This window comes from Pantoea graminicola (genome assembly GCF_048452665.1).
GTDB lineage: Bacteria > Pseudomonadota > Gammaproteobacteria > Enterobacterales > Enterobacteriaceae > Pantoea.
In genome coordinates this window covers 311,565-323,274 of record NZ_JBLWSJ010000005.1, presented here as the reverse complement: position 1 = coordinate 323,274, position 11,710 = coordinate 311,565, and the positions used below count along the sequence as shown (strand labels likewise).

General features: G+C 52.8%; 13 protein-coding genes. 9 read left to right on the top strand and 4 right to left on the bottom strand.

Translation table 11 applies throughout. From position 1 onward, the window contains the following. Positions 1 to 191: 191 nt before the first annotated feature. From ACNY69_RS14400 to ACNY69_RS14375, 6 genes are all read left to right on the top strand, one after another. Positions 192 to 503, top strand: a complete 312-nt coding sequence (locus ACNY69_RS14400; protein WP_293772624.1) for an ArsR/SmtB family transcription factor — start codon at positions 192 to 194, stop codon at positions 501 to 503. After that, positions 500 to 1,027 carry a rhodanese family protein gene (locus ACNY69_RS14395; RefSeq protein WP_418798933.1) on the top strand — a complete coding sequence of 176 codons (528 nt, stop codon included), beginning with the start codon at positions 500 to 502 and terminating at the stop codon, positions 1,025 to 1,027. Before ACNY69_RS14400 ends, ACNY69_RS14395 begins: the two co-directional genes overlap by 4 nt. A gap of 238 nt (positions 1,028 to 1,265) precedes the next feature. After that, on the top strand, positions 1,266 to 1,592 hold the full coding sequence (locus tag ACNY69_RS14390; RefSeq protein ID WP_418798931.1) for an alpha/beta fold hydrolase: 327 nt from the start codon (positions 1,266 to 1,268) through the stop codon (positions 1,590 to 1,592). Between the two features lie 227 nt (positions 1,593 to 1,819). Beyond that, a complete protein-coding gene (locus ACNY69_RS14385; protein WP_111140987.1) occupies positions 1,820 to 2,110 on the top strand; it encodes a Bor family protein in 291 nt (96 codons plus the stop codon). A 406-nt stretch (positions 2,111 to 2,516) separates the two neighbouring features. Beyond that, a complete protein-coding gene (locus tag ACNY69_RS14380) occupies positions 2,517 to 2,882 on the top strand; it encodes a hypothetical protein (protein ID WP_111140989.1) in 366 nt (121 codons plus the stop codon). Positions 2,883 to 2,925: 43 nt separating this feature from the next. After that, positions 2,926 to 4,983 (top strand): pyrroloquinoline quinone-dependent dehydrogenase, encoded by a 2,058-nt coding sequence (locus ACNY69_RS14375; RefSeq protein WP_418799006.1) that lies wholly within the window; start codon positions 2,926 to 2,928, stop codon positions 4,981 to 4,983. A gap of 103 nt (positions 4,984 to 5,086) precedes the next feature. On the opposite strand, the gene ACNY69_RS14370 is transcribed toward ACNY69_RS14375, so the two are convergent. After that, positions 5,087 to 5,341, bottom strand: coding sequence for a YrhK family protein (locus tag ACNY69_RS14370; RefSeq protein WP_418798929.1), 255 nt, complete (start codon positions 5,339 to 5,341; stop codon positions 5,087 to 5,089). Between the two features lie 195 nt (positions 5,342 to 5,536). Here ACNY69_RS14370 and arsC point away from each other — a divergent pair, with 195 nt between their 5' ends. After that, positions 5,537 to 5,965, top strand: coding sequence for a glutaredoxin-dependent arsenate reductase (arsC, locus tag ACNY69_RS14365; protein ID WP_418798927.1), 429 nt, complete (start codon positions 5,537 to 5,539; stop codon positions 5,963 to 5,965). Positions 5,966 to 6,046: 81 nt separating this feature from the next. Here arsC and ACNY69_RS14360 read toward each other — a convergent pair whose 3' ends face one another. After that, positions 6,047 to 7,273, bottom strand: coding sequence for an MFS transporter (locus ACNY69_RS14360; RefSeq protein ID WP_418798925.1), 1,227 nt, complete (start codon positions 7,271 to 7,273; stop codon positions 6,047 to 6,049). Continuing rightward, positions 7,270 to 7,797: a GNAT family N-acetyltransferase gene (locus ACNY69_RS14355; protein WP_418798923.1), complete on the bottom strand. Its 528-nt coding sequence runs from the start codon at positions 7,795 to 7,797 to the stop codon at positions 7,270 to 7,272. The genes ACNY69_RS14360 and ACNY69_RS14355 overlap by 4 nt, the downstream gene beginning before the upstream one ends. 97 nt (positions 7,798 to 7,894) lie before the next feature. On the opposite strand from ACNY69_RS14355, the gene ACNY69_RS14350 reads away from it, so the two are divergent. Beyond that, positions 7,895 to 8,800, top strand: coding sequence for a LysR family transcriptional regulator (locus ACNY69_RS14350; protein WP_111140999.1), 906 nt, complete (start codon positions 7,895 to 7,897; stop codon positions 8,798 to 8,800). A 316-nt stretch (positions 8,801 to 9,116) separates the two neighbouring features. On the opposite strand, the gene ACNY69_RS14345 is transcribed toward ACNY69_RS14350, so the two are convergent. Next, positions 9,117 to 9,905, bottom strand: a complete 789-nt coding sequence (locus ACNY69_RS14345; protein ID WP_418798921.1) for a hypothetical protein — start codon at positions 9,903 to 9,905, stop codon at positions 9,117 to 9,119. A gap of 906 nt (positions 9,906 to 10,811) precedes the next feature. Here ACNY69_RS14345 and ACNY69_RS14340 point away from each other — a divergent pair. Next, positions 10,812 to 11,705 (top strand): LysR family transcriptional regulator, encoded by an 894-nt coding sequence (locus tag ACNY69_RS14340; protein ID WP_293772610.1) that lies wholly within the window; start codon positions 10,812 to 10,814, stop codon positions 11,703 to 11,705. Positions 11,706 to 11,710: the final 5 nt, after the last annotated feature.

Sequence of the window (11,710 nt, the reverse complement as noted above, 5' to 3'; positions counted from 1 at the left end):
GCGGATCTTTTCCCCAGGGTTTCTGCCGGCACTGCGGATAGGTATTTGACCGTAAAGAGCGGGACAGGAATGGGAGCGGAAGTTGACTGATGTGATCGCCAGGAAACGTTCCGGTTTCCTCAATTTTTGCTTGCAGGAAAATGCAGTTTATTTTAGATTTTACTAAATTTAGATTTAACTAAAATAAAGAGATGAACACTCCTTTACAGCTACAGGAAAGCGCCTCGCGCGCAACTACCCTGCTTAAGTCGATGAGCCACCCCCGTCGGCTGCTGATCCTCTGCGTGCTTATCGAGAAGCCTGGCACCTCATCAGGTGAGCTGAGTCAGCTGACCGGCCTTTCGCCCTCGGCAACCTCTCAGCATCTGGCGAAGATGAAAGAGGATGGCGTCATTGCATCTGAAAGAGTGGCGCAGAGAATGAACTACTTCATCAAAGATGAGGCGGTGAAAAAAGTTATCTCCACGCTAAAAGCGATTTATTGTCCAGAGGAGTTCAGATGAGTCCGGAATCTGTCGCACCCGAAAAGGCTAAAACACTGATTGAGCATGGGGCGTTGCTCATTGATATCCGCGATACCTCAGAATATCTGCGTGAACACATTCCTGGTGCGCGTTCCTTTCCCCTGACCGATATCCAGGCAGGTAAAACGATAGAGAATCCAGAGGGACGGCCTCTCATCTTTCACTGTCTGTCAGGCGGTCGCACGGCTCAGAATGCCCGTTCGCTCATGGCCGCAGCAGGCCCGGTACCCGCGTTGATACTGGCGGGTGGCATTAATGCCTGGAAGCGCGCCAGCCTCCCGGTGGTGGAAGACAAGAAGCAACCCTTGCCAATTATGAGGCAGGTCCAGATTGTTGCAGGCACACTGATTCTTACCGGGATTGTTCTGGGTTACAGCATAGACAGCCGTCTGTTTTTACTCGCTGGCTTTACCGGCGCGGGATTACTTTTTGCAGGCGTCAGCGGTATCTGTGGCATGGCAAATTTACTGTTAAAAATGCCCTGGAACAGAATGCATCAATAACGATTAGTAGAGTATGCGCAGATGAGTGCGCTGCTTGCGCCGGTTAAATAGTTAAGCGTTGAAGGTCAGCGATGAGCGAGAAGCGGACATTCATTTTAAATTTTTTCCCAAAATGCCTTCTTGCGATGCATTACCAGCTTTGCCATTAGGGGTGAATATGCTCGGCCCTTACGTAGCAAAGTGTCGGACTAAACAGCGGCCTATAATTATCCCCACCTATTACCGTGGGAGTCAGCATATGTTTGAAGGATTTACACATACACGAGTCAGCCTTTCAGAAGCAGAACTCAATGTGCGATTTGGGGGGATCGGACCACCTGTTCTGTTATTACATGGACACCCTCGTACACATGTAACCTGGTCAAAAGTGGCTCCCGAGCTGGCTAAATCATTTACCGTGGTATGTCCTGATTTGCGGGGGGTCGGTCAATCGTCAAAGCCAGCTGATCAGTTTGATCATGCTGGTTCTTCAAAAAGAGCTATAGCCAGTGGTCACCATATGGCCGAGGAAAATCCAAAAGAAGTCACGGCTGAATTACAGCGTTTTCTGTTGCAACCTTGCTAGCAGCATACAGATATATACTTATAGTGAAAGCGAAGACGCCGCGGTAAACATAAAAAGCCCCTGCTGAGCAGCGGCTTTTTTTATTACTGCACTCTTCGGCAAAACGTACCTGTCAGGCGTACTTAAAAATTTTTCTCATGTTTTCGCTTTTGTTGCCGATAACCTGATTGCTGGCTGAGTGATGATTTCACTCAGCATTTTTTTTATTTCAAGCGATAAGGATATTTATGAACAAGCTTTGTGTTGCGGCAGTACTGGCTCTGAGTTTAACCGGCTGTGCGCAGCAGACTTTCGTAATGAAACAGAATCAGGTTGGCGCGGCGACAAAAACCACCAGCCAGCCGTTCTTTGTTTCAGGTATCGGTCAGCGTAAGAGCATTGATGCAGCGCAGGTGTGCGGCGGCCAGGAAAAAGTTAATCGGGTTGAAGTGCAGCAGACGTTTGTTAATGGCTTACTGAGCGTAGTGACGTTTGGCATCTACACGCCTCGTGAAGCGCGCGTTTATTGCGCCATCTGATCATGCCTGAGGCCGGTTCGCCGGCCTAATCCTCCTCAGTTATTAAATCGCATCAATCTATTATTAACTTCTGCTGTCGCACCGCTGTACGGCTTGCCTGCTGACGACGATAAAGCGCTGAGCGCGCGTGAAGAGATTATCGCAGCCCCGATTTCCTTCAGCAGCGTCATGTTGATACCCACAGCCTGACCCGCCTTCTCACTGTTTTACACCCGCAAAAAAACGTTCCCTGTCACTTTGAACGATCCAGGGGAAAATCATCTTCTATACTGAGTGACGTTTATTGCGCTTTGCCGCTGCTTTTCGCGTCCCGTTGGGTTTTCCGTCATTACCTTGTGCATAAAAGAGCGGCATAACCCTGCCTCAGACCTTATTAACGACTCATTTTCTCAGGGGACTTCCTACGATGTTGCACTCTCAATCTTCACGCATGGGTAGCTTACTGCTGCTGCTGGCAGGCGTGATTGGCTTCTCGGTCGCGCTGTACGCATGGCTGACACCACTCACCGGTGTTACCGGCACCATCGGTGCGCTGGGTGTCGCCATCGCCAGCGCCGTGCTGGCGCTCCTGGCGCTTCTGTTACGTGGCGTATCCCGTCGGGGCATGCGCACTTCGTTAATTATTATGACTGTAGTGCTGTTGTCGGGTATCGGTTTTGCAGCCGCGCTGTTGCATCAGTACCTCATTACAGCCGCGATGGTGATCGGCCTGATAGGTCTGATTATGCTGAGCCGCAACCCCGTTGCCCCTAATCATCGCGCCAGAGCCTGAGGATCCGCCCGTGCATAACAAATACTCACCCATGAAAGTCAGCATGACGGCACTGGCTCTGCTTCTCACCCCGCTGATGTCGCAGGCGCAGGATAAAGCCGCTGAAGCCTCTATGGGGACGCAGGAAAAACTGAACGTGGACGCGGCCGACCAACAATCGCCGGGAACGACAAAAACCAGTAGCGAAGCCTCAACCGGCAAGCGCGATGGAGAGAAAGTCGATTCTGCCCCTCAGACAGGCTCCCCGCTGGTGCCTGCGACTGCCACCTGGGACAGCTTTCATGGTCAGCTCAACGCACAGAAATACAGCCCTCTTAAGCAGATTACGGCTGAAAACGTCAGCAAATTAAAAAAAGTCTGGGAGTTTCATACCGGCGATGTCTCAGATGGTAAAGGCGACACGCCAGCCACCGTCTGGTCGGCCACGCCTATCTTTGCCAATGAGACGATTTATATCGGAACCCCTTTCGATCGCCTGATTGCATTGGATCCAGGCACAGGTAAAGAGAAGTGGCACTATGATACAAAATCTCCGCGCAAAGCTCTGACGCAGCCGGTACTGAAAAACCGGGGCGTCTCTTACTGGCAGGCAAAAAATCCGGTTGTCGGGCAGGCGTGTCAGAAGATTGTCTATATGGGCACCGTTGACGGCAAGCTGTTTGCACTGGATGCCGACTCCGGTAAGCCGTGCACGGATTTTGCTGATAATGGCGTCCTGAATCTTAATCAATGGAACACGATTAATGCTAAATACCCGCTATCCGTGTTGCAGCCGCCAACGGTTGTTGGCAACCACGTCCTGATAGGCTGGGCGGGTAAAGACTGGGCCTATGCTGAAGCGCCTCCGGGCACCGTGTTTGCCGTTAACGCACAGACAGGCAAGCGCGAATGGGTATTTGAAGCGATCCCTGCAGCAATCCGTGAACGTACCGGTACGGCCAACGTCTGGACCCATATGTCCGCTGACGAGGCGCACGGTCTGGTTTATCTGCCCGTGTCGTCCCCTTCCCCCAACTACTGGGGCGGTAACCGCGTCGATCCGATTCCACTCGGCACCTCGACCACCGCGCTGGATATCAATACCGGTCGCGTTGTCTGGTCTCGTCAGTGGGTGCATCACGATGTATGGGATTACGATATCAACTCAGCACCGACGCTGATGGATATTACCGTAAACGGCAAGCAGATCCCGGCACTGATTCAGGCGACCAAGCAGGGTTTCCTGTTTGTAGTGAACCGTCTGACGGGCGAGGATGTCTGGCCGATTGAAGAGCGTCCGGTGCCGCAGGGTGATGGTTCCGTACAGGGCGAAATGCTCTCGCCAACACAGCCCTTCCCGACGAAACCTGCGCCGCTGCTCGATCAATCGAAAAAGCCCGCGGTCTGGAAACTGGCGGATGTGGTGGGTGCAGGTCAGTGTTCAAGACTGTGGGATAAGCTGACCTATGAGGGTATGTACACGCCGCCAACCACCAAAGGTGAAGGCGCGCTGACCTATCCCGACAGTGCCGGAGGCGTCCAGTGGGGCGGCGTAGCGTTCGATCCGCAGAAACAGATTGCGATCGTCAATACCTCACACATTGTGCAGTACGTGAAGCTTTATAACCGCAAAGACTACGAAAAAGCGGACAGTGGTTCCGGTAATGAAAACGGTTTTGCACCGCAGGAAGGGGCGCCTTATGGCCTGCGTCTGATGGTGGCAAATAACTGGCTGGGGATGCCATGCTGGCAGCCGCCCTTTGGTGAAATGGTGGCGATCGACATGCATACGGGTGATGTAAAATGGCGTCGCCCGGTGGGGGCATCGCAGCAGTATGGCTTCTTTATGCCGGAAAGCTGGGGTTCACCCACCATCGGCGGCCCCGCCGTGACGGCTGGCGGTGTGGTTTTCATTGGCGCCTCAATGGATGCCAAAGTCCGTGCCTACTCGGTGGATAACGGTGAGGAACTGTGGTCTGATCAGGCCGAAGCCCCTGCCGTAGCAAACCCTTCAATCTACGAGTATAAAGGTCGTCAGTATGTTGCTTTCGTCGCGGGGGGCAACACCATCCTGAAAGATCAGGTGGGCGATCAGGTCGTGGTATACGCGTTGCCTGAGTAATCGTTTGTAAGACGCCTTAATGCACGCATCGTGGGGCCTCAGTGCCCCACGCTTTAAATGCAGCAGAGCGTCTGTTGATTAGTAACGACTGACCAGAGAAAACCTATTCCCTCGCATAGGCCTTGCGGACATGGATGAGCTCGACCAGTGTAATAACCGGCCGCAGCAGCAACTGCAGGCTGCCCGCCACAAATAACCACGTTCCGTCAGTCATCAGGGAGTCGTAAAAGAAGAAAATACTGCCGATGAAAAACCATATCGCTATCAGTAAATCGTTCAGCGCACCCAGCGCCCGATAACGCCGCTCGATAATTATGTGGTCGGCCCCGATGTCTATTTCTGCTTCGCGCTTTCGCATCCACTCCCCATGCTTAATAAACTTTTCTGTCCTGATAAGATTAGCACCCGTGTTGTAAATATTGCTGACGCTGAAGATAAAAAGCAGTCAGCATGGGCTGGAGTGCGATTATCGGGACTGCGCTGGTCCTGTGACTGTCTGTTTAACCACAACACCAGGGCAGCCTCTGCGCAGACCCGTAACGGAGTACCGTTTATGAGTGATATCACCATTTACCACAACCCGGCCTGTGGAACGTCGCGTAATACCCTGGCGCTTATCCGCAACAGTGGCGCGGAGCCAGCAGTGATTTTATATCTGGAGACACCCCCCTCCCGGGACGCGCTTAAAAAGCTGATAGCTGATATGGGTATCCGCCCTCGCGCCCTGCTGCGCAAAAACACAGAGCCGTATGAGCAACTGGGGCTGGCAGAAGATCGGTTCAGCGATGACGAACTGCTGAATGCAATGCTGGCTCACCCCATCCTTATCAACCGTCCGGTGGTGGTGACGCCGCTCGGCACAAGATTCTGTCGTCCGTCTGAAGCGGTTCTGGATATTCTGCCCGACCCGCAGCAGGGAGCATTTACCAAAGAGGACGGCGAAAAAGTCATTGATGAACACGGAAACCGGATCAGCCACTGATTTTTCAGTGTGCTGCCAGCGGAAGGGAGAGGCAAAAACAGAGGCCAGCTTTTTCATACGCTTCCGGTTAACGGCGTTGAGTCACCTGTTTTTCTGCGGACGGGATGTAGCGATCTTATCCCGGCGCTGTTCAGCGGAGGCGGGGTGGCGACGCCCGATCACGACAGAGATCGCCGTGATGAACAGGGTAAGGATGGCAGATAAAAGCAGCGTACCGGGTATCCCGTATCGCTCCAGCAGCATGGCGTAAACTGACGGGGCGATCGCCGCGAGGAAAAAAGCGGGTGACAGCAGTATGCCTGTCCTGCGGGCATACTGCTGCGGCTCAAACAGTACCAGCGGGAGTACGGCCTTTACTACCGTGCTCAGTCCGTTCACAGCGCCGTAACTCAGAACAAAGATGGCTGCAGCCACAGGATTCACGTTCCCCGCCAGCCCGGCCAGAAAGCAGAGTGGCAGAAGAATACCGATAATCAGATTCAGACGGACAGCAGAGGTTCGTGCGCCAGAAGCAACGTCCAGCAGTCGGGCGCTCACCTGCCCCACCCCCCACAACATGCCGGTCATGGCGGACATGCCCCAGGCGGCCAGTATCTGAGGAAAATGAGTGGATACGCCGGTGGAAACAAAGCTCATCAGTGCTATCAGCGTGGCGTACCACAGGCCGCTGACGGATGCTTTTCGCTCTTCTGCTGTTCCGCTTGTCGCACGCGCGGACTGCCCGGTAACGAAAGGGTTACGCCGGTGCCCTGCCGGAACGGTGGACAGGAGAAGCAGGCTGACGATGCCCGCACAACCGTAAACGATAAGAGCATGCCGCCAGTCGGTAACATGCAGTAGCGCAGCGCCAGCAGGCCAGAACAGGGCTGAAGCGAGTCCACCCAGTAATGTAACCAGGGCGACCGCCCGGCGGGCCGCTGCGCCAGTAATCTCCACAAGCAGAGCAAACGCGGCATCATACAGAGCGAGTCGCATACCGGCTCCCATCAGAAGCCAGACGGCCATCCACGATGTGGTTGAACGGGTAAACGCCATCAGAAAACAACCGAGGATAATGGCGAAAGTACCCGCCATCATCATTGTTCGTCCGCCGGTACGGGCGATCAGGGGGCCGGTGAGCGGCGACACAAGCCCCATAACGAGCATGGCAATAGTCAACCCGAAGAAGGTCACAACCGGCGACCAGCCTGTCTCCGCCATGATGGCAGTCCCGAAGACGCCCGGCATATAGAAGGTAATACCCCAGTTGATAAGCTGCGTCATGCCAATGCAGAAAAGGGTGCGTCCTGTCAGATGCCCGTCACTCAACCTGCGCACTCCGGCAATGTGGCGTTCCCCTGCCCGAGCGTACGCTGCAGGATGACCGTATCGAGCCAGCGTCCATGCTTGAATCCTACGGATTTAAGGGTCCCTGTCATGCTGAAGCCTGCCGCACAATGCAGGGCAAGAGAGGCGGTATTTTCGCTGTTTCCCACCACGGCCACGAGCTGACGGAAGCCCTTAGCCTCTGCCCAGGCAACCGCACTTGATAACAACTTTTTTCCGATCCCCTGTCCCTGGCTGCCGGGGGCAATATATACAGAGTCCTCCAGGGTGAACCTGTATGCATGCCGTTCACGATAGCGTGACAGGTAGCAGTATCCGCTGACACTGCCCGCCTCAACCGCCACAAACCAGGGTAATCCTGCTGCACGCAACTTTTTCATACGGGCTGTTATTTCAGCCACGTCCGGCGGTTCGGTCTCAAAAGTGGCAGTGCCATGCAATACGTGATAAGCATAAATCTGCTGGATGGCAGGAATATGTCGTTCATCTGCTTCGGTTATTTCCATCGGTACGGCTCCTTTCAGGTCAGAAGCGGAGACTAACCCGGATGAATAATTTGAGGCAGTCAGCAGGACTTATCAGCGGCATAAGGAAAATTTTGGTATGGCTAACCTGAACCTCGATCACCTTGCTACTTTCAGACTGGTCATCAGCCGGGGCAGTTTCTCCGGAGCGGCTGAGGCACTGGGTCTGTCACAGCCTGCAGTGAGCCTGCAGATCAGACAACTGGAGCAGGCGCTTCAGGTCCGGCTGATTGAGCGCACCAGCCGGGGAGTCAGGCCCACACCTGCCGGGCTGACGCTGGTTGAACACAGCCTGAAAATTGATGCTGCGGTCAGTACAGCGGTTGAATCGGTGTGCCTGCACTCCAGCGAGATAAGCGGCACAGTGACTGTCGGCACAGGCGCAACGGCCTGTATTCATCTGCTGCCTCCCTTACTGCAGCAGCTGCGACAGGCGCATCCCCTGCTGAAGGTGGACGTACGCACAGGCAACACGTCCGAAATTGTACGGGCCGTAGAGGAAAATCGTATAGATATTGGCCTGGTGACGCTGCCAGCCACCGGTAAAAATCTGAGCATTACCCCGCTGGGTAGGGATGAGTTCGTCGTCATCATGGAAAAGGATGTCGCGGCGCTGAGCGCGAAAATCTGGACGCCGGGCGCCTTGCTGCCGCTGCCCTTAATCATTTTTGAACCGGGGAGCGGAACACGCGCCCTGATTGACCACTGGTTCCGTGAGGCGGGACATGTGGCCTGCCCGGTCATGGAGCTTGGCAGTATCGAGGCGGTTAAAAGAATGGTCCGTGCTGGTCTTGGCTACAGCATTGTTCCCCGGATGTCCGTTGCATCCATTGAAGAAAGATCGGGGCTCGATATTTACCCTGTGACGCCCTCTCTTCACCGGACGCTCGGAGCCGTTATGCGGGAGGATCGGATTGTAAGCAGAGGAATCAATGAAGTGCTGAAAAGCCTGAACAGCTGTTTTGCAAAAACCGAAAGCAGATAGATGTTATCGGGCATCCAGGCCGGACAGGTGCGGACTGAAGGGGAGAAGTCTCCCCGCAGCATGAACCCGCTTACCCCTGCCCGCTTCTGGTACTGAGCGGGCAGGCCAGCCAACGTCCGCAATGGGCGAAAAGCGGAAGTTAGCAGCTACCTTACAGTTGATAGGGAATTTGCTAAGAAGTCACGTATTGTTTTATAGAGGGCAGGCCACATAGGCTTCAAAAAGGGGAGAGTATTTCTGTATTTTCTAATAATAAAAACAGCCCTCTGTTAGAGAGATTTTTTCTTATTTAGGATTTTTTATTCCTAAAGTGTGATCACTTTACACGCCCATCCTTAAAGACCATTTGCTTATCTCCTGATGAATAGTTTTGAACGATACCTAGAAGTTCTTTGGAGTAATCAATTATTGATGTAACTTTTGCTGGCTCGCGGTACACATAGCTCAATTTGTATCCCCTAAGCTTAACTCTCAGATCTCCATCGTCAGACTCTAAATAAGAATTATATAACTCCTCACTATATGTCCCCTCCCCATACTGCATATCAGGGATTTTATCAGCCAGCGAGTTAGCCAAGTCATACAGTGAAAATCTAACGCCAGTCACTTCGTTACATATATAAACTTCATTATTTAGCGTCATGCTGAATTTATTGTTTATTTTTTCAATGTCAAGCTCCGGCTGAGATTCCAACCATGAAGCATCAACAAAAGGAGAAAACGACGTAATATTTGGAGGGGATATGGCGATGATGTTCAAATTGATGATTTTTATTAGTGGCGTTCCATCAGGTGCAGTCCAGTCCTCATCAACCCCTTCTCGTATAATAAGAAGATCTACTTTATGCTGATCTGTTTTTCTTTGTGCTCCGCTCTGGTAGCCAGTTTTCGTAGCGTAGATGAGCCTAAGTCCTGGTATGTCTTGTGCCTTGCCAATAAATGCGTCAATTTTATCTATGGTGACTGAAGATGCATAGTCTTTGCATTCGATTACAGTCTTATAATCATAACCACCTAAATTAAACTCCCAATACACATCGAACTGCCTTAAAATCCCGTTTCTATCTTCAATTTTTTTGTTTACTTCCACTTTTATATTTTTCAAATGTGACATCCCTTCAGCATTAATCAAACTTTGCTGTATGGCACCAACAAATTCCTCATACTCCTTTCCAGTGTTTTTTTCATATCAGCCTCTTAACTTCAACATTGAAAATTTTTTTCACTCTAATATTTTGTTAGATCTCGTGCTTCGCTTTATTTACTAAATTGTTTTACATTGCTTCCATTTGACACTGTTTTAACGGGTTTTTTCACGGCTTAACTTTATACCGTCAGTGAGTTTCTGTCGTTCCTGTAACTTTTACCATAACATTCTTGCCAATATCCAGACAAAGATTCTTTCTTTTTCGGCCTATAGCCACCACTTTGAATGAACGAAAAATATTGCAGTCCATCGATAAGATGATCAGAAAACCCACGTCCGCGTCTGGCACATAGTGGACGGTGGCTGCTGAAGCCGCGCGGTGTTCGAAAAGCGGAAGGCACCGACGTCCGCAATTTCGTGAAAAAACCAGCTTGCAGGCAGAGGGTTACCTGCGCGGGTTCAGAGGATAAGCGTCAGGGATGCCGGAACTCTCACTGGTGTGCCGGGTAATAAGGATTCAATTCCTTCCAGGCCGCAGGATCATCACGCCAGCATCCGATGCTGCCAGGATGGTCAGATGCCCGCACAGGCGACCCATCGGTAAGCCTGCCTTTGATTGCCGGATGAGTGCCATCGCCCTGCCGGATAATCTGCACAGGCTCCACCGGATTCAACTCTGCTCATCCTGCACTGTCCCGCACCCAGCAAGCCCTGTCTCGCTGTTCTCTGTAACGCGATCATGATGCCGCAAAACGTGCAATGCTGAGCAATTTCAGGTCTGATAGCCACTCAGTCGGCAACGCAGATCGCCGCACAGGGATCTCAGCCCCCCCTGCTTCTCTCTACTTCCAGGTCACACAGCCGATGCTGAAAGAAAACGTTAACGATTTAATTTATCTGGTCGTCGTGGCCGAAGCGCGCAGCTTTACCCGGGCCGCAGCTAAACTGGGCGTCTCCCAGTCTGCCCTAAGCCATGCCATTCGCGGGCTGGAAGCGCGCCTCAACGTCCGACTGCTGACGCGTACCACCCGGAGCGTCGCACCGACCGAAGCGGGTGAGCAGCTGATCAAAACGCTCGCTCCGCTGTTCAGCGAGATCGAAGCAGAGCTGATCGGTGTCACCGAACGTCAGGATAAGATCGCGGGCACTATCCGAATCACCTCCAGCGAGCATGCGCTCACCTCCACGCTCTGGCCGCGCCTGAAACCCTTTCTGCAGCGTTATCCCGATGTGAACCTCGAATTTTCCGTGGATAACAGCCTGACCGATATCGTCAGCGATCGGTTCGACGCGGGCGTGCGGCTGGGCGAACAGGTCGAAAAGGATATGGTCGCGGTGCGTATCGGGCCGGACTGGAATATGTGCGTGGTCGCCACTCACGCCTATTTTGAGCAACATGGCAAACCGGCAACGCCCTATGAACTGCAGCATCACAACTGCATCAATCTGCGTCTGCCGACACTGGGCGGCCTCTATAACTGGGAATTTATGCGTGATGGCAAACCCATCAGAGTCAAAACGCAGGGGCAGCTAATTTTTAACCATCTCCCGTCGCGTATTGACGCCGCGCTGAGCGGAATGGGGATCGCCTGTGTTCCGCAGGATAGCGTAGCTGAGCACCTGAAACAGGGCCGTCTGGTTCAGGTGCTGCATGAGTGGTGTGAACCTTTTCCGGGCTATTTCCTTTACTACCCCAGCCGACGACAGCACACCCGCGCCTTTTCGCTGCTGCTTGAGGCGATACGCTATCGTGGCTGATGCGC

What these genes read in the sequence shown, in the direction of transcription:
- ACNY69_RS14350 (WP_111140999.1), top strand. Translation starts at nt 7,895, where the DNA reads ATGGCTAACCTGAACCTCGATCACCTTGCTACTTTCAGACTGGTCATC.
- ACNY69_RS14375 (WP_418799006.1), top strand. Translation starts at nt 2,926, where the DNA reads ATGACGGCACTGGCTCTGCTTCTCACCCCGCTGATGTCGCAGGCGCAG.
- ACNY69_RS14340 (WP_293772610.1), top strand. Translation starts at nt 10,812, where the DNA reads ATGCTGAAAGAAAACGTTAACGATTTAATTTATCTGGTCGTCGTGGCC.
- ACNY69_RS14390 (WP_418798931.1), top strand. Translation starts at nt 1,266, where the DNA reads ATGTTTGAAGGATTTACACATACACGAGTCAGCCTTTCAGAAGCAGAA.
- ACNY69_RS14380 (WP_111140989.1), top strand. Translation starts at nt 2,517, where the DNA reads ATGTTGCACTCTCAATCTTCACGCATGGGTAGCTTACTGCTGCTGCTG.
- arsC (WP_418798927.1), top strand. Translation starts at nt 5,537, where the DNA reads ATGAGTGATATCACCATTTACCACAACCCGGCCTGTGGAACGTCGCGT.
- ACNY69_RS14395 (WP_418798933.1), top strand. Translation starts at nt 500, where the DNA reads ATGAGTCCGGAATCTGTCGCACCCGAAAAGGCTAAAACACTGATTGAG.
- ACNY69_RS14400 (WP_293772624.1), top strand. Translation starts at nt 192, where the DNA reads ATGAACACTCCTTTACAGCTACAGGAAAGCGCCTCGCGCGCAACTACC.
- ACNY69_RS14385 (WP_111140987.1), top strand. Translation starts at nt 1,820, where the DNA reads ATGAACAAGCTTTGTGTTGCGGCAGTACTGGCTCTGAGTTTAACCGGC.
- ACNY69_RS14355 (WP_418798923.1), bottom strand. Translation starts at nt 7,797, where the DNA reads ATGGAAATAACCGAAGCAGATGAACGACATATTCCTGCCATCCAGCAG.
- ACNY69_RS14370 (WP_418798929.1), bottom strand. Translation starts at nt 5,341, where the DNA reads ATGCGAAAGCGCGAAGCAGAAATAGACATCGGGGCCGACCACATAATT.